Here is a 20,332-nt window from a genome sequence, read left to right on the forward strand (position 1 = left end):
GATGTCCACAGTGGAACGCCACGGGCGGTGGCGGCAGCGGATGACGGTGCTGGGCTTCATGGCGCCCGCCCTGGTCGGCATCGGCGTCTTCTTCCTGTACCCGCTGCTGTCCGCGGTGTACTTCTCCTTCACCCGGTTCGACCTGCTCACCGCGCCGGAGTGGGTCGGATGGCGCAACTACGCCTACCTGTTCGCCCACGACCCGCTGGCCGTCAAGGCGGCGCTGAACACGCTGTGGCTGGTGGCGGTCCTGGTGCCCGTGCGCATGCTCGCCGCGCTCGGCACGGCGCTGCTGCTGACCTGGGTGCGCCGCGGCGGCGGCTTCTTCCGCACGGTGTTCTACCTGCCCGCGCTCGCCCCGCCGGTCGCCGCGACGATCGCGTTCGTCTTCCTGTTCAACCCGGCGACCGGCCCGGTGAACGGGTTCCTCGGCTGGCTCGGCGTCGAGGGCCCGCTGTGGTTCGACTCGCCGGAGTGGGCCAAGCCGTCGCTGGTGCTGCTGGGCACCTGGGCGGTCGGCGACCTCATGGTGATCTTCCTGGCCGCGCTGCTGGCCGTGCCCCGGCACCTCTACGAGGCCGCCGAGATCGACGGCGCGGGCCGCTGGCAGCGGTTCCGGCACGTGACGCTGCCCGCGATGGCGCCAGTGCTGCTGTTCGCCGCGGTGACCGGGGTCATCCAGACCCTGCAGTACTTCACCCAGGCCGCCGTCGCCGCGAGCGTGGCCAGCGGCCAGGCCACGACCGGCGGCGGCATCTCGTCGACGTTCGGCTACCCGGAGGAGGCCACCCTGACCTACCCCCTGCACCTCTACGTGTCCGGCTTCCGCTACTACGACATGGGTTACGCGAACGCGCTGGCCGTCGTGCTGTTCGTGGTCGCGTTCGCCGTCACCCTGGTGCTGCTGCGCCGCTTCCGGGAGTTCGTGGGGAGCGAGCGATGACCGCCACGCTGACCAGACCGACCGCGCCACCGGAGACCGTGCGCGCCCGGCGGGACCCGTGGCTGGTCTGGGTAGCCCGCTACAGCATCCCGATCGCCGTGGCGGTCATCTTCATCGCGCCGTTCGGGTTCGTGGTGCTGACCGCGTTCATGACCAGCGAGCAGGCGCTGACCAGCGACCTGTGGCCGTCGAGCTGGCACCCGGAGAACTTCGTCGACATCTTCACGAAGCTGCCGATGCTGGACTACCTGCTCAACTCCATGATGTACGCGCTGATGGCGACCGGGTTCATGCTGCTGTCCAGCATCCCGGCGGCCTACGCGCTGGCGAAGCTGCGCTGGCGCGGCAGCCGCGCGGTGTTCGTCGTCGTCATCTGCATGATGATGCTGCCGCCGCAGGTGGTCACCGTGCCGCTGTACCTGATGTGGGCCAACGCCGGGCTCACCGGCACGCTGTGGCCGCTGATCATCCCCATGCTGTTCGGCGACGCGTTCAGCATCTTCCTGCTGCGCCAGTTCCTGCTGACCATCCCCGACGACTACCGCGACGCCGCCCGCATCGACGGCTGCTCGGAGTGGCAGGTGCTGCTGCGGGTCATCCTGCCGCTGGCCCGCCCGGCCGTCGCGGCAGTGGCGATCTTCCAGTTCTTCTACGCCTGGAACGACTTCTACGGCCCGCTGCTCTATACCAGCGAGAACCAGGAGAGCTGGACGCTGTCGATCGCGCTGTCGCAGTTCAAGCACCTGCACCACGTCGAGTGGAACCTGGTCATGGCCGCGTCGCTGCTGGTCATGGCCCCGGTGATCATCATGTTCTTCTTCGCCCAGAAGGCATTCATCCAGGGCGTGACGCTGACGGGGGTGAAAGGGTGAAGGTAGCCGTGGTCGGCGGAGGCTCGACCTACACGCCCGAGTTGATCGACGGGTTCGCCCGGCTGGACGCCACCGTGGACGAGCTGGTCCTGATCGACCCGGCCGCCGAGCGGCTGGCGGTCGTGGGCGCCTTCGCCCGGCGGATACTCGACCGCTACGGCCACCCCGGCACGCTGTCGTGGACCGATGACCTCGACGCCGGGCTCGACGGCGCCGACGTCGTGCTCATCCAGCTGCGCGTGGGCGGGCAGGCGGCGCGGATCAGCGACGAGACGTTCCCGCTCGACTGCGGCTGCGTCGGCCAGGAGACCACCGGCGCAGGCGGGCTCGCCAAGGCGCTGCGCACGGTGCCGGTGGTGCTCGACATCGCCCGGCGGGCCAGGGAGCGGGGCGACCCGTGGATCATCGCGTTCACCAACCCGGTGGGCATCGTGACCCGGGCGCTGCTCGACGACGGGCACCGCGCTGTCGGCCTGTGCAACGTCGCCATCGGGCTCCAGCGCAGGCTCGCCGCGTTGCTGGACGTCCCCGCCGCCGACGTGACGCTCGATCACGTGGGGCTCAACCACCTCACCTGGGAGCGCGCCGCCCGCGTGGGCGGTGTCGACCGGCTGCCGGGCCTGCTCGACGCCCACGGCGGCGAGCTGGCCGACCTGGTCGGCGTCCCCCTGGCCGTCCTGCGCGCGACCGGGACGCTGCCGTCGTACTACCTGCGGTACTTCTACTGCCACGACGAGGTGGTCGCCGAGCAGCGGTCCGCGCCGTCGCGGGGCGAGCGGGTCGCCGAGATCGAGCGCGACCTGCTCGCGCTGTACCGGGACCCGGCGCTGGACCGCAAGCCCGACCTGCTGGCCGAGCGCGGCGGCGCGTTCTACTCCGAGGCCGCGATCGGCCTGCTCGGCTCGCTCGTCGGCACGGACCCCGGCGGGGTGCACGCGGTGAACGTGCGCAACGCCGGGACCCTGCCGAACCTGCCCGACGACGCGGTGATCGAGGTGTCCTGCCGGGTGGACCCCTCGGGCGCCGCGCCGCTGCCCACCGCGCTGCCGCCGGACCTCGCGGGCCTGGTCGCGCACGTGTCCGCCTATGAGGAACTGGCACTCGCCGCTGCCCGCGACGGCGGCGCGGAGCGGGTCTTCCGCGCCCTGCTCGCCCACCCGCTCGTCGGCCAGGCCGACCGGGCGCGCGGGCTGGCCGACCGGCTCATCGCCGCCAACGCGGAGCACCTGCCGTGGGCACGCTGATCGCGGTCGACGGCGGGAACTCCAAGACCGAGGTGCTGGTCTGCGACACCGGGGGCGCCGTGCTCGGCCACGCCCTCGGCCCCGGGACCAACCACCAGACGGTCGGCGGGGTGGCCGAGGCGATGGCCCGGCTGGACCGGCTCATCGCCGAGGCGCTGGCAGGCCTGCCCGGCGACGACCCGCCGGACGTCGTGGTCTGCTGCCTGGCGGGCGCGGACCTGCCCGTCGAACTGGCCACGCTCACCGACGCGGTGGCGTCGGCGAACTGGGCGACGAAGTCCGTGCTGGACAACGACACCGTCGCCCTGCTGCGCGCGGGGACCGACGCCCGCGACGCCGTGGCGGTCGTGTGCGGGGAGGGCATCAACTGCGTCGGACGCGCCGCGGACGGGCGGACCGTGCGGTTCCCGGCGCTCGGGCCGATCAGCGGCGACTGGGGCGGCGGCGGGGACATCGGGCGGCTCGCCCTGTGGCACGCGGTCCGCGCCGAGGACGGCCGGGGGCCGGACACCGCGCTGCGCGCCGCGGTCGCCGTCCACTTCGGCCTGGCGACGGCCACGGACGTGGCGATCGCTGCCCATCTGGACCGCGCGGTCGCCGCCCGGGTGGGCGAGCTGGCGCCGGTCGTCTTCCGCGAGGCCGCGGGCGGGGACCGGGTGGCCCGCTCGATCGTCGTGCGCCAGGGGGAGGAGGTCGCTGCCTTCGCGGCCGCGGCGCTGCGCAGGCTGGACCTGGCCGCGTCGCCTGCGGATGTCGTGCTGGGCGGGGGAGTGCTGCGCGGGCGGGATCCCCTGCTGTTCTCCGTGATCGGCGACGGCCTGGCCGCTACCGCGCCGCACGCCCGCATCCGGGTGGTGACCGCCCCGCCGGTCGTCGGGGCCGCCCTGCTCGGCCTCGACGCGCTCGGCGCCCCGCCGCAGGCCGCGGCCGCGCTGCGCCGATGGTCCAGACCTTGACACCGGTTCGGAATGTATAGGAAAGTTGCCTAACAATTTCGTTCGTGACGGCCGCTCGGACCCCTTAGAGGAGAACGCCGTGTCCCGACGACGATGGACCTCCCTGCTCGCCCTCCCCCTGATAGCCCTCTCGATCCCCGTGGTGTCCGGCGCGCAGGCGGCGGAGACCGCCGCGACGCCCGTGGCCGCCAACGGGCAACTGCGCGTGTGCGGCGTCAAGCTGTGCAACGAGCAGAACCGGCCGGTGCAGCTGCGCGGCATGAGCACGCACGGCATCCAGTGGTACGCCGACTGCGTCAACGACGCGTCCATCGACGCGCTCGCCCACGACTGGGGAGCGGACGTCATGCGCATCTCCATGTACGTCCAGGAAGGAGGCTACGAGACCGACCCCGCCGGGTTCACCAACCGGGTGAGCGCGATCATCGACGAGGTCACCGCGCGCGGCATGTACGCCATCGTGGACTGGCACATGCTCAGCCCCGGCGACCCGCACTACAACCTCAGCCGCGCCAAGACGTTCTTCACCGAGATCGCCCGGCGGCACAACGGGAACAAGAACCTGCTCTACGAGATCGCGAACGAGCCGAGCGGGGTGAGCTGGTCGCGGATCAAGAGCTACGCCGAGCAGCTGATCCCGGTGATCCGCGCGGTCGACCCGGAGACGCCGATCCTGGTCGGCACCCGCGCCTGGTCGTCGCTGGGCGTCTCCGAGGGCGCGACCGAGACCGAGGTGGTCAACAACCCGGTCAACGCGTCGAACATCATGTACACGTTCCACTTCTACGCGGCGTCCCACCGCGACGAGTACCTGAACGCGCTGTCGCGCGCGGCCGACCGCATCCCCATGTTCGTCACCGAGTTCGGCACCCAGGACTACGCGGGCGAGGGGCCCAACGACTTCGCGATGGCCCAGCGGTACCTGGACCTGATGGCCCGCAAGCAGATCAGCTGGACCAACTGGAACTACTCCGACGACCACCGCTCCGGCGCGGTCTTCACCGAGGGCACCTGCCCGAGCGGGCCGTACACCGGGACAACGCGGCTCAAGGAGGCGGGCAAGTGGGTCCGCGACCGGGTGCGCGAGGGCGGCACGCCGGGCGACCCGCCCGGTGACGCCCCGCTGATCTCCCGGGGCAAGCCGGTCACCGCGTCCTCGGTGGAGACGTCGTCGCTGACGCCGGACAAGGCAGTCGACGGCAGCACCACCACCCGGTGGGCCAGCGCGGAGGGCATCGATCCACAGTGGATCAGGGTCGACCTCGGCTCCGGGTCGACGGTCTCCCGCGTGCGACTGAACTGGGAGACCGCCTACGCCCGGGCCTACCGGGTGGAGATCTCCGCCGACGGGACGAACTGGACCAGGCTGGCGACGGAGACCGCGGGCAACGGCGGGATCGACGACTGGACCAACCTCTCCGGCTCGGGCCGCTACCTGCGCGTGTACGGCACCGTCCGCGGCACGCAGTGGGGCTACTCGCTGTGGGAGTTGGAGGTCTACGGGGCCAGCGCGCCCAGCACCGGGGCGTTCACCGTGGTCGGCGCTGGCGACATCGCCGACCAGTGCACGGCGAGCCAGTCGACCTGCATGCACTTCAAGACCGCCGCGCGGGCGGAGGCCATCAACCCGGCGTTCTACATCACCATGGGCGACAACCAGTACGACGACGCGCACATCGAGGACTTCCGGGCGTACTACGACAAGTCGTGGGGCCGGTTCAAGGCGAAGACATTCCCTGTGCCGGGCAACCACGAGGCGTACGACGACTGGGAGAACCAGGACGAACGAGCCTACCGCGAGTACTTCGGCTCGCGCGCGACCCCGCAGGGCAAGATGTGGTACAGCTACAACCACGGCAACTGGCACTTCATCGCCTTGAACTCCAACCGCTTCGACGAGCGCGAGCAGCTCGACTGGCTGCGCGCCGACCTCGCCGCGAACACCAGGCAGTGCGTGGCCGCCTACTTCCACCACCCGCTGTTCAGCTCCGGCGACCACGGCAACGACCCGGTGTCCCGACCGGTGTGGCAGCTGCTGCGCAACGCGAACGTGGAACTGGTGCTCAGCGGGCATGACCACCACTACGAGCGGTTCGCCCCGCAGAACCCGGACGGCTCGGCCGATCCGAACGGGATCGTCGAGGTCATCGGCGGCACAGGCGGCAAGGACCTCTACGGAGCGGGCGACTCCGTGCAGGACAACAGCGTCACGCGGATCTGGGACCGCTTCGGCGTCGTCCGGCTCGACTTCACCGACACCACGTTCCGGGTGTCCTTCGTCGACGTGGACGGAGCCGTCCGCGACGCGGGCCCGACCCAGTCCTGCCACTGATGTACCTCGCCGCGAGCAGGGCACGGCAGGACACCGGCGACCCGGCGACCGCCACGGGCGGCCGCCGGGTCGCGGGGGCGGTGATCGCCCTCGGATCGGTCAGCCTGGTCACCGACGTCTCCTCGGAGATGGTCACCGCGGTGCTGCCGCTGTACCTCGTCATCGGCCTGGGCCTGAGCCCGCTGCAGTTCGGCCTGCTGGACGGCCTCTACAACGGCGCCACGGCCCTGGTGCGCCTCGCGGGCGGCCACGCAGCCGACCGCTGGCGACGGCACAAGCTGGTCGCGGGCACCGGATACGCCCTCTCGGTGCTGTCCCGCCTCGGACTGCTCGCCGCCACCCCCGCCGCCCTGTCCACCGCGATCGCCGCCGATCGCGTCGGCAAGGGCATCCGCACCGCTCCCCGGGACGCGCTGATCACCCTGCACTCCGCGGAACACCACCTCGGCCGCGCCTTCGGCGTGCACCGCGCGATGGACACGACCGGCGCGATGCTCGGCCCGCTGGTCGCCTTCGCGCTGCTGTGGCTGACCGCGGGCGCGTACGACGCGGTGTTCGTGGTGAGCTTCTGCATCGGCGCGCTGGGCCTGCTGATCCTGATCGCCTTCGTCCCGGGCGCGGCGGGGCGCGACTCCGGGTCGACATCGCCAGCGGCGCCCCGGAGCGGTCCCTCGCTGCGGTCCACCCTGGCGCTCGTGGGCGCGCCGGGCTTCCGGCGGGTTCTGCTCGCGGCGACGCTCCTCGGGCTCGTCAGCGTCACCGACGGGTTCCTCTACCTGGTCCTGCAGGACCGCCTCGACATCGACACCGCGTACTTCCCGCTCCTTCCCCTCGGCAGCGCGGCCGTGTACCTGGTGCTCGCGGTGCCGCTCGGCCGTCTCGCCGACCGGATCGGCCGCAGGACGCCGTTCCTGCTCGGCCACCTGGCCCTGCTCGGCGCCTACGCCGCCGTGCTGGTCCCCGTCGGCGGCCCTGTCCTGGTCCTGCTGCTGCACGGGATCTACTACGCCGCCACCGACGGCGTCCTGATGGCGCTCGGCGGCCCGCTCGTGCCGAGGGAGCGGCGGGCGGGCGGCCTGGCCCTCCTGCAGACCGGCCAGGCCACCGGCAGGCTCCTGGCCTCCGTCCTCTTCGGCGCGGCCTGGACGGCGTGGGGCATGACGCCCGCCCTCGTGGCGGCCGCCTGCGCGCTCGCCGTGGGCCTGGGCGCGGCCGCCGTCATCCTCAGGGAGGCACGATGAAGGTCATGGCCGTGGTGGCCGCGGGTGTCGTCCTGGCGGCCGTCGCCGTCGGCTACACCGTGCGCGCCGCAGATCGTCCCGCGCCGGAGACCGCGCCCGGCGCGATCGCCCCCGGCCTGCACGTGCGCACCGCGGACGGCACGGTCTCCGGCACCAGCCTGTCCTGCCACCGCTTCTACGCCGCGGGCGACGCCGCCGTCTGCCTTGCGGCCAAGCCCGGCTTCCCGCCCAAGACCACGGCCACCGTGCTCGGCCGGGACCTGACGATCCGCCACGAGGTGGAGTTCGGCGGCACGCCCAACCGCGCCCGCGTGTCCCCCTCCGGCCGGATGGTGTCGTGGACGGTGTTCGTCAGCGGCGACTCCTACACCGCGTCCGGCTTCTCCACCCGCACCGGGATCCTCGACACCCGGACCGGCTACCTCGTCAAGAACATGGAGTCGATCCAGCTCTACCTCGACGGCAGGCGGCACCACGCCCCGGACGTGAACTTCTGGGGCGTCACCTTCGCCGCCGACGACAACCGCTTCTACGCCACCGTCGCCACCGGCGGCCGGACCTACCTCGTGGAGGGCGACATGGCGGCGTGGACGGCGCGCACCCTGCGCGCCAACGCCGAATGCCCGTCGCTGTCGCCCGACGGCACCCGGATCGCCTTCAAGAAGCGCGTGCGGCCGGGCGCGGACGACCCGTGGCGGCTGCACGTCCTGGACCTGGCCACCCTGCGCGAGACCCCGCTGGCCGAGACCAGGAGCGTCGACGACCAGGCGGCGTGGCTGGACGACCGCACCCTCGCCTACGCCCTCCCCGGCCCCGACGTCTGGAAGGTCCCCGCCGACGGCTCCGGCGCGCCGGAACTCCTCGCCGCCGACGCCTCATCGCCGTCGATGGCCCCCTGACGGGTTTCGCCGCCCCGGCCCGGGCTACCCCATCGCGGCGAGAGGAGGCACCCTATGCACCGCGAGAGCGACAAGCACGGCCCCCGGCAGGACGACGAGCTGAAGCACCAGATGGAGGGCATGCTGCGGGCCAACCGCCCGACCAGGGCCGACGAGGGCCGCGACCAGGAACCGATGCCCGACGAGGACGAGACCGAACCGGAGTAGTCGGGCTGTGCGCGCGGGTTCTCCGGGCCAGGATGTCGAGATCGGGGCGGCCCGATCGTCCTAGGGCCGACCCCAATCCCGGAGGACACCGTGAAGTACCTGTTCCTGGTCTACGACTGCACCCCGCCCGCCCCCACCGACCCCGGCTTCGCCGACGCGCTGGCCAGGGTCAACGCGTTCGCCGAGGAGTGCAAGCGGCGCAACGTGCTGGTCACGCACGGCCGCCTGCGCGACGAGAGCGCCGCGACCACCGTCAGCGTCCGCGACGGCAGGACGCTGATCACCGACGGCCCGTTCGCCGAGTCCCACGAGCACATCGGCGGCTACTACGTCCTCGACTGCCGCGACCTCGACGAGGCACTGGAGCTGGCCGCGCTGTGCCCGCTGGCCGAGTGGAGCAGCATCGAGGTCCGGCCCGTCGTCCCCGACGGCTCGTGAGCGACCGGCTCGTCGAGCGGGTCGTCCGCGAGCACCGGGCGCGGATGCTCGCGGCGCTCGTCCGCGTCCTCGGCGACATCGAACTCGCCGAGGACGCGCTGCAGGACGCCTGCGCCACGGCGCTGCGCCGCTGGTCGGACGGCCCGCCCGACGACCCGGTGGCCTGGCTGCTCACCGTGGCGCGCAACCGCGCCTACGACCGGCTGCGGCGCGCCCGGCTGGACCGCGACCCGCCGCCGGGGGAGATCCCGGACGTCGCGGTGGCCCCGGACCTCACTGAGGAGCGCCTGCTCAGGATCGGCGACGAGCGGCTCAGCCTGATCTTCACCTGCTGCCACCCCGCGCTGGCCGAGCAGACCAGGGTCGCCCTCACGCTCCAGGCCGTGTGCGGGCTGACCGCGGGCCAGATCGCGCGGATGTTCCTCGTCGGCGAGGCGGGCATGGCCCAGCGCCTGGTCCGGGCCAAGCGCCGGATCAGGGACACGGGCATCGGCCTGCGGGTCCCCGCCGACCACCTGCTGCCCGAACGCCTCGCGGGCGTGCTCGCCGTCGTCTACCTGATCTACACCCAGGGCTACACCGCCCCCGACGGCGACCTGCTGCGTTCTGAGGCCATCCGGCTGGCCCGGCTGGTCGCCGCGCTCATGCCCGACGAGCCCGAGGCCCTCGGCCTGACCGCGCTGCTCCTGCTCCACGAGTCCCGCGCGCCCGCCCGGCGCGGCGGCGACGGGCCCGTCCTGCTGGCCGACCAGGACCGCGCCGCGTGGGACGCCGACCGCGTCGCCGAGGGCGTCCGCCTGCTCGACCGCGCCCTGCGGCACGGCGTCCCGGGGCCGTACCAGCTGCAGGCGACCATCGCGGCCGTGCACGCCCAGGCCCCGTCCGCCGCCGAGACCGACTGGCAGGCCATCGCCGCCCTCTACGCCGACCTGCTCGCCGTCGCCCCCACGCCGGTCGTCGCCCTCAACCACGGCATCGCCGTGGCCATGGCCGCCGACCCGGAGGACGGCCTCGCGCTGATCGATTGCGTCGACGGCCTGGACGACTACCACCTCTTCCACGCCGCCCGCGCCGATTTGCTGCGCCGCCTCGGCAGGCGGGCGGAGGCCGAGCGGGCCTACCGGCGGGCCGCCGACCTCGCCGTCGACCCCGCCGACCGCCGCTTCCTCGCCGACCGGCTCCGCGAGCTGGGCGCTGTGGCCGATCCGACACCCCGTTTCGCGCCCGAAGCGTCCGGGTACGCGACCGGTGACCGAATCGAAGGAGTGCCATGACCGCGACGCTGGTGCGCATCGGCGACACCGACCTCACCCTCGCCAACCCCGACGACGACGTCCGGGGCCGCGCCGTGTTCGACCGCAAGGGCGAGGAGGTGGGCTCGGTCGACGGCCTGATCGTCGACGAGGACGAGCGCCGGGTCCGGTTCCTGGAGGTCGCCTCCGGCGGGTTCCTCGGAATCGGGCAGCAGAAGGTGCTCGTGCCCGTGGACGCCGTGACCGCCGTCGGGCAGGACGACATCCGCATCGACCAGGACCGCGAGCACGTCGTCGGCGCGCCCGTGTACGACCCGGACCTCACCGTCGAGCGCACCTACGCCGACGACCTGTACGGCTACTACGGCTACGTGCCCTTCTGGGGCGCGGGCTACATGTACCCCGGTTTCCCGTACCGGCCCTGACGGGCCGCGAGCGGGGCGCTGGCCCGGGCGACGATCTCGCCGCGCAGCAGCACGTGCTCCTCGCCGCCCGTCGTCAGCAGCCGCACGAGTTCGCCGACGATCCGGTCGATCGGCTGGCGCACGGAGGTCAGCTCGGCGACCGCGGCCAGCGGCGAGTCGTCGAAGCCGGTGACCGCGACCTCCCCGCGCCCGGCGCGCAGCGCGCCGATCGCCACCTGGTCGTCCACGCCGACGATCGCCGTCGGCGGACGCCTTGAGCCCAGCAGCCGCAGGGCCGCCCGCTCGCCTGCGGCCACGGTGTCCTCCTCGGCCCAGACGACCTCGCCGCTGACCCCGAGGTCGGCGCAGGCCCGCCGCCAGCCCGCCAGCCGCTCGTCCACGCCCGCGGCGCGGGGCGTGCAGGAGCCGAGGAACCCGATACGCCGGTGCCCGAGCGCGACCAGCCCGCGCACCAGCTCCGCGGTCGCCGCCCCGCCGTCCACGTCGACCCACCCGCCGACCGGCGCCCGGCCGAAGGACACCAGCGGCACCCCGAACCCGGCCAGCGCCGCGTGCCGGGGATCGTCGACGACGGTGTCGGCCAGCACGAACGCGTCGACCGCCCGGCGGGCGGCCAGGTCGGTGTAGACCCCGACGCCCTCGGCCCCGGCGGGGGCGTTGAACAGCAGGACGTGGCCGCCCGCTGCCTCGACCCGGGCGGACAACGCGCGCAGGAAGGCGTCCATCAGCAGGTTGGAGCCGGTGTCGACGCAGTACCCGACCAGCCCCACCTCGCGCACGCCCGACTCCGCGGGCCGCTCACGCGCCGTCACCGCCATCAGCGACTCCTGTCATCGACCGGTCAAAACCGTCACCGATGCCCGGGAACCCCGTCAAGTGGTTTGGGCCAACAGGGTGATCACGAATTCGGCATCAGGCCCTCGGCGCTGACGAGAACGGGCGGGCCGGGAGTAGGGACATCGGCGCAAAGCGCCTCGGCGTTCGCCCTGGTGTGCTAAGCCATGGCCATGAGCACAGCGACCTCGGCGGACGGCACCACGATCGACTACGACGCCTACGGGAGCGGGCCCGCCGTGGTGTTCATCGGCGGCGCCACCCAGTTCCGGGCCATCGACGCGCGCACCACGACGGCCGCGAAGCTGCTGGCCGAGCGCGGCTTCACCGCCGTCGACTACGACCGGCGCGGCCGGGGCCGCTCCGGCGACCACCCGGACTGGTCGGTCGAGCGCGAGGTGGCCGACGTCGCCGCGCTGATCGCCGCCGTCGGCGGGACCGCGACGCTCTACGCGAGCTCGTCGGGCGCCACCGTCGCGCTGCCCGCCGCCGCGGCCGGGATCGGGGTGACCGGCCTGGTGCTGTACGAGCCGCCGTTCTTCCCCGGGGCCGACAACTCGGACAAGATCACCGAGCTGCGCCGCCTCCTCGACGCGGGCGACCACGACGCCGCCATGCGCCACGGCCTGACGGCGGTCATCGGCGTGGCGCCCGAGATGGTCGAGGGCATCGCGGCGTCGCCCGCCTGGCCCGCGATGGTGTCCGTCGCGCCCACCCTGCGCTACGACTTCACCGCGCTCAACGACATCACCCTCGACCCCGACTGGCCGACCCGCTGGGCGGGCGTCACCGTCCCGGTCGCCGTCCTCTCCGGCGACCGGACCTTCCCCGGCATGCCCGAGGCCGCCGACGCCGTCGCCGCCGCCCTGCCCACCGCGACCAGGACCGTCCTGCCCGGCCAGGACCACGGTCCGGAGCCCCGGGTGCTGGCCGACGCCCTCGCCGCGATCCTGGAATAACCCGCCCCGGCCCGGGTGTTTGCCGAGGCAACTACTCGGGAGGAGTGGGATGGACACCGACATCCTGGGCACACCGCAGGCGCCGACGTTCGGCCTGGACACCTTCGGCGACGTCGAGAACGGCGCGGACGGGCAGCCGATCGCCCAGGCCGAGGCGATCCGGCAGGTCGTGGCCGAGGGCGTGCTGGCCGACCGGGTGGGCGTCGACTACTTCGGCGTCGGCGAGCACCACCGCCCGGAGATGGCAGTGTCCTCGCCCGACGTCGTGCTGGCCGCGATCGCGGCGCGGACCGAGCGCATCCGCCTGGGCACCGGCGTGACCGTGCTCAGCTCCGACGACCCCGTCCGGGTGTACGAGCGGTTCGCCACCCTCGACGCGCTCTCCCGGGGCCGCGCCGAGGTGACGCTGGGCCGCGGCTCGTTCACCGAGTCGTTCCCGCTGTTCGGGTACTCGCTGGCCGACTACGAGGTGCTCTTCGCCGAGAAGCTGGACCTGTTCACCCGCCTGCTGGACGAGAAGCCGGTCAGCTGGGCGGGCACCGTGCGCCCGCCGCTGGACGGCGCGCAGGCCTACCCGCTCACCGAGTCCGGGCGGCTGCCCGCGTGGGTCGGCGTCGGCGGCACGCCGCAGTCCGTGGTCCGCGCGGCGGCGTACGGCCTGCCGCTGGTGATGGCCGTGATCGGCGGCTCACCCGAGCGGTTCGCGCCGCTGGCCGCGCTGTACCGCCGGGCGCTGCGCGAGGCCGGGCACGACGAGCTGCCGGTCGCGATGCACAGCCCCGGCCACATCGCCGAGACCGACGACCTGGCGGTGGCCCAGCACTTCCCGCACCACCAGGCGTCCTTCGCCAAGATCGGCGCCGAGCGCGGCTGGTCCCCGATGACCCGCGCCGACTACGACGCCATGGCCGGTCCCACGGGCGCGCTGTTCGTCGGCTCGCCGGAGACCGTGGCCCGCAAGATCGCCTGGGCCGTGCGCACCCTGGGCCTGTCCCGGTTCCAGCTCAAGTACAGCGCCGGACCGCTGCCGCACGAGCACCGGATGGCGTCGATCCGGCTCTACGGCGACCAGGTGATCCCCCGCGTCCGTGAGCTGCTCGCCACCGCATGACCCCTGGTCAGTGACCGGACCGATGTTCATCTATCGTTCATTTCATGGCGGTGGACGCGGGTTCCGGGCGGAGGACGTGGCAGTGACGAACAAGCGCGGCGCCGCCGCCGCGGCCGCGCTGTGCCTGGCCCTGTCTGCCTGCGGCAGCGACGTCAACACCGTCCGGTGGTCGATCGGGGGCGGCGACGCGCCCGCGCCGACGGCGACCGTCCCGGTCGAGTGCGGCGGCGAGCAGGCGCTCACCGGGGAGGGCTCCACCGCCCAGAAGGGCGCGATGGACGTGTTCATCGCCGCCTACACGCGCCAGTGCCCCGGCTTCCAGATGTCCTACACGGCCAGCGGTTCCGGCGCGGGCGTCAAGCAGTTCGTCTCGGGCATCGTCGACATCGGCGGCAGCGACTCCGCGCTCAAGGCGGAGAAGGGCGAGGTCGACGACGCCGCGGCGCGCTGCGGCGGCAACCCGGCGTGGAACCTGCCGCTGGTGTTCGGCCCGGTCGCGGTCGTCTACCAGGTCGACGGGCTGACGGACCTCACGCTGAACGGCGCGGTGCTGGCCGAGATCTTCAGCGGGGCGATCACCCGCTGGAACGACCCGGCCATCGCCGCCCTCAACGGCGGCACGGCGCTGCCGGACCTCCCGATCGCGGTCGTCTACCGCGCCGACGAGTCCGGCACCACCGACAACTTCCAGAAGTACCTGACCGCCGCATCCGACGGCGCGTGGACCAAGGGCGCGGGCAAGACGTTCAACGGCGGCATCGGCCAAGGCGGCCAGGGTTCCCCCGGCGTCGCCGAGGCGGTGGCCGCCAGCCGCGGCGCGATCGGCTACGTCGAGTGGTCCTTCGCCCAGGACAAGGGCCTGCGGATGGCGGCCATCGACAGCGGCTCCGGCCCGGTCCCGCTCAGCGTGGAGTCCGCGCGCAAGGCCATCGAGGCCGCGACCATCAAGGGCAAGGGCAACGACCTCGTCCTCGACCTCGACGCCCTCTACGCCAGCGACAGCCCCGGCGCCTACCCGCTGGTGCTCGTCACCTACGAGATCGTCTGCTCCACCGGGTACTCCCCAGAGACCGTGACGGCAGTGAAGGCGTTCCTCAACACCGCGGCGACCGCGGGCCAGGCGGGCATGACCGAGTCCGGGTACGTGCCGCTGCCGGACAAGTTCCAGTCCCGCCTGCTCGACGCCATCGCCGCCATCCGCTGACCCGCGCCGCTTGGCCGCCGCGGAGCAGACTGGGGTCGTGGAGAGCACACGCAGGCGCGGTGAGCTGCGCATCTACCTCGGGGCCGCGCCCGGCGTCGGCAAGACGTTCGCCATGGTGGGGGAGGCGCGCAGGCGGGCGGAGCGGGGCACCGACATCGTGGTCGGCCTCGTCGAGACGCACGGGCGCGCCAGGACCGCCGAACTGCTCGACGGCCTGGAGACGGTTCCGCGTCGCGGCGCCGAGATGGACATCGACGCCGTGCTGGCCCGCAGGCCCGAGGTGGCCGTCGTCGACGAGCTCGCCCACACCAACGCGCCCGGCTCGCGCAACGCCAAGCGCTGGCAGGACGTCGACGAACTGCTCGACGCGGGCATCGACGTGCTGTCCACGGTCAACATCGAGCACCTGGAGTCGCTCACCGACGTCGTCGAGCGGATCACGGGCATCCGCCAGCGCGAGACCGTGCCCGACGCGGTCGTGCGCCGCGCCGAGCAGGTCGAACTGGTCGACATCACCCCGCAGGCCCTGCGGCGGCGGCTCGCCCACGGCAACGTCTACGCCGCCGACCGGATCGATGCCGCGCTGGGCAACTACTTCCGCGTCGCCAACCTCACCGCGCTGCGCGAGCTGGCCCTGCTGTGGGTGGCGGACCAGGTGGACGTCGCCCTGCAGCGCTACCGCGCAGAACAGGACATCACCGACACCTGGGAGGCCCGCGAGCGCGTGGTCGCGGCGATCACCGGCGGGCCGGAGAGCGAGACGCTGATCCGCCGCGCGCGCCGGATCGCCCTGCGCGCGGGCGCGGACCTGCTCGTCGTGCACGTCCTGCGCGGGGGCGGGCTCGAGGGCGCGTCGCCGGGGACCGTCGCCCGCTGCCGCGAGGTCACCGACGACCTCGGCGCGACCTTCCACACCGTGGTCGGCGACGACGTGCCCACCGCGCTGCTGGACTTCGCCCGCGGCGTCAACGCGACGCAGCTGGTGCTCGGCACCTCCCGCAGGCCGCGGCTGGCCCGGGTGTTCGACGAGGGCATCGGCGCGGCCGTCATCCAGGCGTCCGGGCCGATCGACGTGCACATGGTCACCCACGACGAGGCCCGCCGCGGCCTGCGCTGGCGCGTGCTCCGCAGCTCGTTCCAGCGCTCGCGGCTGCTCGTCGGGTGGCTGATGGCCCTGCTGCTGCCCGCGGCGTCCGCGGCGCTGTGCCTGCTGCTGCGCGACCGGATCGAGCTGTCGACGGTGCTGCTCGGCTTCGTGCTGGCCACCGTCGTCGTCGCCATGGTCGGCGGGCTCGGCCCCGGGCTGGTGGCGGCGTTCCTGGGGGCGGGCCTGCTCAACTTCTTCTTCACCGAGCCGTACCACAGCCTCACCGTGGCCGCGCCGCGCAACATCATCTCGCTGGCCGCCATGGTGATCGTCGCCGTGCTCGTGGCGCTGGTGGTCGACCGGGCGGCGCGGCTGGCCCAGCAGGGCGCCCGCGCCCGCACCGAGGCCGCGCTGCTGGCGTCGTACTCGCGGGCAGTGCTCAGCCCGCACCCGCTGGCGCGGCTGCTCACCCAGGTCCGCGAGCACTTCGGCCTCGACTCGGTCGCCCTGCTCGAACGCCGCGACGGCCGGTGGGAGCGGGTCGCCTGCGTGGGCGCGCGGCCGTGCGCCGAACCCGACGACGCCGACGTCGACGTCCCGGTGACCGCCGACGTCCACCTGGCGCTGCGCGGGCGTTCCCTGTCGGCGAGCGACCAGCGGGTGCTGGAGGCCGCCGCCGGTCAAGCCCTCCTGGCGCTGCGCCAGCAGCGGATGGCCGCCGAGACCGCCGATGCCCAGCGGCGCGCGGCCACCACCGAACTGCGCACCGCCCTGCTCTCGGCCGTCGGCCACGACCTGCGCACCCCGCTGACCTCGATCAAGGCCGCCATCGGCAGCCTGCGCGCCCCGGACATCGAACTCTCCGCGGCCGACACCGCCGAGCTGATGGCCGCCGTCGAGGAGTCCGCCGACCGGCTGGCCGGTCTGGTCGACAACCTCCTGGACTCCTCCCGCCTGGCCACCGGCGCGGTCACCCCCCAACTCCGCCCGGTCGGCTACGACGAGGTCGTCGCCCAAGCCCTCGCAGGCATCGACGAACGCCGCACCGTCACCGTCGACGTGGACGAGGGCCTGCCCCCGGTCCTGGCCGACCCCGGCCTGCTGGAACGCGTCGTCGCCAACGTCATCGACAACGCCCTGCGCCACGGCGCGGGCGCCCCCGGCATCGCCGTCCGCGCCAGCACCCACGGCGACCAGGTCGAACTCCGCGTCGTCGACCACGGCCCCGGCCTGCCCAAACAGGCCGCCGACACGGTCTTCACCCCGTTCCACCGCTTCGGCGACCGCGCCACCCCCGGCATCGGCCTGGGCCTCAGCGTCGCCAAGGGCTTCATCGACGCCATGGGCGGGACCATCGCCGCCGAGGACACCCCCGGCGGCGGCCTCACCATGGTCATCTCCCTCCCCGCGGGCTGACGCCGCGCGCCGATGAGTTCGCCTGGGCCGGGACGTATCACCTGGGTGAGGCCATCGACGAGAGGGACGAGCATGGTGATCATCGCAGGGCACGTGGAGGTCGACCCGGGCGAGCGGGACGCGTTCGTGCAGGCCCACCGGGACCTGGTGCGGCGGGCGCGGCGGGCGCCGGGGTGTCTCGACCTGGTCATCGCCGCCGACCCGCTCGACCGGGGCCGGGTGAACAACTTCGAGCGCTGGGAGTCCCGCGCGGCCCTCGACGCGTGGCGGGCGGTCGCCTCGGCCCCGGACACCGGCATCGCGATCGTCGCCGACCGCGTCATGGAGTACACCGTCGCGGATGTGCGTCCGCCCTTCGGCTGACGTCGCGGAATTGTCGGTGGTCGAACGTATGGTCGATACCAACGGGAAGGAGGAGCATGCAGGACATCAGTTGGCGGCTCGTGCACGACGCGGTCATCCCGTACGGCAAGGCGGGATACGACACCGTGGTGCACGCGCGCGCGTTCGAGTCTGGATCCGACGACATCCCGGTGGTAGTGCTCGGTGAGTTCGGGGATCACCGCGGCAGACCCCTGACCCAGGCGTTCGCCGACGCCGCCGCGGCGGCGCAGGCCGCGCTGTACCGGCGCGGCGACCGGCTGCGGTTCGTCCACCACACCCCGCACGGGCAGCGGTTCCACGAGGTGCGGTTCCACGAGCGCCGCCGGACCACCGTCTTCTACCACCGCGGCGCGCCACCCGTGCGGCGCGGGCGCTCCGCGCACTGGTCAACCAGCGCCACCGCGGTCACCGTGCGCGGCGCCCGCAGGCACGTCTTCCAGCCGCCGCGCTGGCAGCAGGACACCCCATGGACCTTCCACGGCCCCAGCTGGACCGAGTTGCGCGTCGAGGGGACGCAGACCATCCCCCAGGCGCGGTCCGCGCAGCCCATGGCGCTGTTCCTGCCCGACCTGCTGGGCGACACCCCCATCCAGGTCTGGCCAGCGGACCGCTACCTGCCCTCGCTCATCGGCGGAGCCACGGCCCGCAAACTCGCCGACGCCCGCAACGACGCTCTCCTGCCGCACACCCCGGTTCTCTTCTAGAAGGGAGACAACGCGATCAGTGCCCGCGCCCCGCCATCGGCAGGCGCGCGCGGTGCAAAGTCCTCGGTCCCCGACTCGACGACGAACCGGCCCACGATGCCGCTGTCCTCGTGAGGACGCGGCAGCGGCACACGTATGACGTCGTCGGGTCGGTACGACCGCCCATCGCGAGCCGCACCTGCGCGCCATTCGACGCGACTATGACGCCCTCCGGCGCGGCCGGGTGCTCCGGCGGCGGCCTGCCGTCCGTCCCGGGCACCAGGAACTGCATGTGCGGGTACTAATCAACTTAGGTGGCTTGCGACCGCGCCGAACTGGTCGCCATGGCCTACCGCCACGGCCACGTCCACCCGGCCGGTCCCCGTCGGGAGCCCGAGACGGATATCCGAATCGAGGGGCCGCTAGCCCCCTCGGAGACGTTGACAGCTGATGGAGAGTCGCGGCCCGGGCGCTCCCGGACTTGTGAACCGCCGTCTCTAGTGGACGCGATTGGTCCAAATGAGTGATCATGGCCCAGCCGGTGACACGTCTGTGGCCGTTTCGCGAAACCACTCCCAAGTGGACGAGCGGCGGCGCGGAGGACCGGGATGGGTGCTGGGTACGCGGTGGTGGATGTGGAGACGACCGGTTTGGCGCCGGGGCGGCACCACCGGGTGGTCGAGGTGGCGATCGTGCGGCTCGATGAGCGTGGCCGGGTGATCGACGAGTGGTGCACACTGGTGAACCCGCAGCGGGACCTCGGGCCGCAGCACATCCACGGGGTCCGAGCGGCGGATGCGCGGAAGGCTCCGGTGTTCGGCGACATCGCGGGCGAGGTCGCCCGGATGCTCAACGGGCGGGTGTTGGCCGGCCACAACGTGTCCTTCGACGCGCGGTTCCTCCAGGCCGAGTACTCGAGATTGGGAATCGACCTTCCATTCACCGACATGCCTTCCTTGTGCACGATGCGATGGGCGGACAGCTTTCTCGACACCGCGGCGCGGACGCTGTCCGCGTGCTGCGCGGCGGCGGGAATCGAGTTGGAGCACACGCACTCGGCATTGCACGACGCGCGGGCTGCAGCCGAGCTGCTCGGGGCATATCTACGATGGGCGGGGGTCCCGGTTCCCTGGGAGGACATCCTCAGGGGAGCGGCTGGCTGGCCGTGGCCGGATCTGGCGTCCGGAGACGTCCGTCCGGTCCAGCGTGGACAGCGTTACCATGACGAGCGGCACTTTCTGGCGAAGCTCGTCGATCTTCTTCCCCGCGTGACGCAGCCGCCGCGGGCTGATGAGTACCTGGCGGTGCTGGACCGCGCGCTGCTTGATCGGCACGTGTCCGCGTGCGAGCAGGATGAGTTGCTGGAGACCGCACGGAGCCTGGGTTTGGGTTTGGCGGAGGTGCTTTCCCTGCATCGCGGTTACCTGATGGAACTCGGCAAGGCCGCGTGGGCGGACCATGTGGTCACCGACGAGGAGGCCGCAGACCTCGACCTCGTCGCCGCGCTGCTGGGACTCGGCGGCGACGATGTCGCCCAAGCATTGGCCCCGCAATCCCAGGTGCGGCTCACTGCCGGGGACGCCGTGGTGTTCACCGGGCAGATGCGAGAACCTCGAGAGGTGTGGGAGCAGCGGGCAGCGGCGTCCGGTCTCGTTGTCGGCCCTGGCGTCTCGAAGAAAAGGACTCGCCTGGTGGTCGCCGCGGACCCGGACACGATGTCGGGGAAAGCGGCGAAAGCGCGGTCCTTCGGCATCCCGGTTGTGTCCGAGGACTCGTTCGCCGGGATGCTCGCCGGACTCGGCCAAGGAGACTAAGCCCGGCGGAGCTGCGGCTCAGCTGTGGAT

Annotated in this window: 19 protein-coding genes; 18 read left to right on the top strand and 1 reads right to left on the bottom strand. The window is 72.9% G+C overall.

Annotation, left to right across the window (positions count from 1 at the left end; translation table 11 throughout):
• The first annotated feature begins 1 nt into the window (after position 1).
• The 11 genes from Actkin_RS09525 (at position 2) to Actkin_RS09575 (ending at position 10,810) form a co-directional block, all read left to right on the top strand.
• Entirely contained in the window at positions 2-943 is a 942-nt protein-coding gene (locus Actkin_RS09525; RefSeq protein WP_258906754.1) for a carbohydrate ABC transporter permease, read from the top strand.
• A complete protein-coding gene (locus Actkin_RS09530; protein WP_258906755.1) occupies positions 940-1,815 on the top strand; it encodes a carbohydrate ABC transporter permease in 876 nt (291 codons plus the stop codon). The genes Actkin_RS09525 and Actkin_RS09530 overlap by 4 nt, the downstream gene beginning before the upstream one ends.
• Positions 1,812-3,059, top strand: a complete 1,248-nt coding sequence (locus Actkin_RS09535) for a family 4 glycosyl hydrolase (protein ID WP_258906756.1) — start codon at positions 1,812-1,814, stop codon at positions 3,057-3,059. Before Actkin_RS09530 ends, Actkin_RS09535 begins: the two co-directional genes overlap by 4 nt.
• Positions 3,047-4,015, top strand: a complete 969-nt coding sequence (locus Actkin_RS09540; protein WP_309569126.1) for an N-acetylglucosamine kinase — start codon at positions 3,047-3,049, stop codon at positions 4,013-4,015. The genes Actkin_RS09535 and Actkin_RS09540 overlap by 13 nt, the downstream gene beginning before the upstream one ends.
• A gap of 79 nt (positions 4,016-4,094) precedes the next feature.
• A complete protein-coding gene (locus tag Actkin_RS09545; protein WP_258906757.1) occupies positions 4,095-6,347 on the top strand; it encodes a cellulase family glycosylhydrolase in 2,253 nt (750 codons plus the stop codon).
• Positions 6,347-7,588, top strand: coding sequence for an MFS transporter (locus tag Actkin_RS09550; protein ID WP_258906758.1), 1,242 nt, complete (start codon positions 6,347-6,349; stop codon positions 7,586-7,588). Before Actkin_RS09545 ends, Actkin_RS09550 begins: the two co-directional genes overlap by 1 nt.
• A complete protein-coding gene (locus tag Actkin_RS09555; RefSeq protein ID WP_258906759.1) occupies positions 7,585-8,487 on the top strand; it encodes a TolB family protein in 903 nt (300 codons plus the stop codon). The genes Actkin_RS09550 and Actkin_RS09555 overlap by 4 nt, the downstream gene beginning before the upstream one ends.
• Before the next feature lie 54 nt (positions 8,488-8,541).
• Positions 8,542-8,694: a hypothetical protein gene (locus Actkin_RS09560; RefSeq protein WP_189213042.1), complete on the top strand. Its 153-nt coding sequence runs from the start codon at positions 8,542-8,544 to the stop codon at positions 8,692-8,694.
• 90 nt (positions 8,695-8,784) lie between these two features.
• On the top strand, positions 8,785-9,132 hold the full coding sequence (locus Actkin_RS09565) for a YciI family protein (protein ID WP_189213041.1): 348 nt from the start codon (positions 8,785-8,787) through the stop codon (positions 9,130-9,132).
• Between the two features lie 44 nt (positions 9,133-9,176).
• Entirely contained in the window at positions 9,177-10,406 is a 1,230-nt protein-coding gene (locus Actkin_RS09570) for an RNA polymerase sigma factor (RefSeq protein WP_396122981.1), read from the top strand.
• Entirely contained in the window at positions 10,403-10,810 is a 408-nt protein-coding gene (locus tag Actkin_RS09575) for a PRC-barrel domain-containing protein (protein WP_189213040.1), read from the top strand. The genes Actkin_RS09570 and Actkin_RS09575 overlap by 4 nt, the downstream gene beginning before the upstream one ends.
• Here the strand turns inward: Actkin_RS09575 and Actkin_RS09580 are convergent.
• Complete coding sequence (locus tag Actkin_RS09580; RefSeq protein ID WP_258906762.1) at positions 10,777-11,628, bottom strand: substrate-binding domain-containing protein; 852 nt, start codon at positions 11,626-11,628, stop codon at positions 10,777-10,779. The two genes, Actkin_RS09575 and Actkin_RS09580, sit on opposite strands and share 34 nt — an antisense overlap.
• 189 nt (positions 11,629-11,817) lie before the next feature.
• On the opposite strand from Actkin_RS09580, the gene Actkin_RS09585 reads away from it, so the two are divergent.
• From Actkin_RS09585 to Actkin_RS09615, 7 genes are all read left to right on the top strand, one after another.
• A complete protein-coding gene (locus tag Actkin_RS09585; RefSeq protein ID WP_189213038.1) occupies positions 11,818-12,603 on the top strand; it encodes an alpha/beta fold hydrolase in 786 nt (261 codons plus the stop codon).
• Between the two features lie 49 nt (positions 12,604-12,652).
• Complete coding sequence (locus Actkin_RS09590; protein ID WP_258906764.1) at positions 12,653-13,714, top strand: LLM class flavin-dependent oxidoreductase; 1,062 nt, start codon at positions 12,653-12,655, stop codon at positions 13,712-13,714.
• A 76-nt stretch (positions 13,715-13,790) separates the two neighbouring features.
• A complete protein-coding gene (gene pstS / locus Actkin_RS09595) occupies positions 13,791-14,918 on the top strand; it encodes a phosphate ABC transporter substrate-binding protein PstS (protein WP_396122953.1) in 1,128 nt (375 codons plus the stop codon).
• A 37-nt stretch (positions 14,919-14,955) separates the two neighbouring features.
• On the top strand, positions 14,956-17,421 hold the full coding sequence (locus tag Actkin_RS09600; RefSeq protein ID WP_309569127.1) for a sensor histidine kinase: 2,466 nt from the start codon (positions 14,956-14,958) through the stop codon (positions 17,419-17,421).
• Positions 17,422-17,493: 72 nt separating this feature from the next.
• Positions 17,494-17,784 carry a putative quinol monooxygenase gene (locus Actkin_RS09605; RefSeq protein ID WP_258906768.1) on the top strand — a complete coding sequence of 97 codons (291 nt, stop codon included), beginning with the start codon at positions 17,494-17,496 and terminating at the stop codon, positions 17,782-17,784.
• A gap of 56 nt (positions 17,785-17,840) precedes the next feature.
• Positions 17,841-18,509 carry a hypothetical protein gene (locus tag Actkin_RS09610; RefSeq protein ID WP_258906770.1) on the top strand — a complete coding sequence of 223 codons (669 nt, stop codon included), beginning with the start codon at positions 17,841-17,843 and terminating at the stop codon, positions 18,507-18,509.
• A 605-nt stretch (positions 18,510-19,114) separates the two neighbouring features.
• Complete coding sequence (locus tag Actkin_RS09615) at positions 19,115-20,302, top strand: exonuclease domain-containing protein (RefSeq protein ID WP_258906771.1); 1,188 nt, start codon at positions 19,115-19,117, stop codon at positions 20,300-20,302.
• The last annotated feature ends 30 nt before the right edge of the window (positions 20,303-20,332 follow it).

This window comes from Actinokineospora sp. UTMC 2448 (genome assembly GCF_024760565.1).
Classification (GTDB): Bacteria; Actinomycetota; Actinomycetes; order Mycobacteriales; family Pseudonocardiaceae; genus Actinokineospora; species Actinokineospora fastidiosa.

Excerpts from the sequence above, each read along its gene's own strand:
- Actkin_RS09525 (WP_258906754.1), top strand. The coding sequence starts at position 2 with ATGTCCACAGTGGAACGCCACGGGCGGTGGCGGCAGCGGATGACGGTG.
- Actkin_RS09530 (WP_258906755.1), top strand. The coding sequence starts at position 940 with ATGACCGCCACGCTGACCAGACCGACCGCGCCACCGGAGACCGTGCGC.
- Actkin_RS09550 (WP_258906758.1), top strand. The coding sequence starts at position 6,347 with ATGTACCTCGCCGCGAGCAGGGCACGGCAGGACACCGGCGACCCGGCG.
- Actkin_RS09555 (WP_258906759.1), top strand. The coding sequence starts at position 7,585 with ATGAAGGTCATGGCCGTGGTGGCCGCGGGTGTCGTCCTGGCGGCCGTC.
- Actkin_RS09560 (WP_189213042.1), top strand. The coding sequence starts at position 8,542 with ATGCACCGCGAGAGCGACAAGCACGGCCCCCGGCAGGACGACGAGCTG.
- Actkin_RS09570 (WP_396122981.1), top strand. The coding sequence starts at position 9,177 with ATGCTCGCGGCGCTCGTCCGCGTCCTCGGCGACATCGAACTCGCCGAG.
- Actkin_RS09575 (WP_189213040.1), top strand. The coding sequence starts at position 10,403 with ATGACCGCGACGCTGGTGCGCATCGGCGACACCGACCTCACCCTCGCC.
- Actkin_RS09580 (WP_258906762.1), bottom strand. The coding sequence starts at position 11,628 with ATGGCGGTGACGGCGCGTGAGCGGCCCGCGGAGTCGGGCGTGCGCGAG.
- Actkin_RS09585 (WP_189213038.1), top strand. The coding sequence starts at position 11,818 with ATGAGCACAGCGACCTCGGCGGACGGCACCACGATCGACTACGACGCC.
- Actkin_RS09590 (WP_258906764.1), top strand. The coding sequence starts at position 12,653 with ATGGACACCGACATCCTGGGCACACCGCAGGCGCCGACGTTCGGCCTG.
- Actkin_RS09605 (WP_258906768.1), top strand. The coding sequence starts at position 17,494 with ATGGTGATCATCGCAGGGCACGTGGAGGTCGACCCGGGCGAGCGGGAC.
- Actkin_RS09610 (WP_258906770.1), top strand. The coding sequence starts at position 17,841 with ATGCAGGACATCAGTTGGCGGCTCGTGCACGACGCGGTCATCCCGTAC.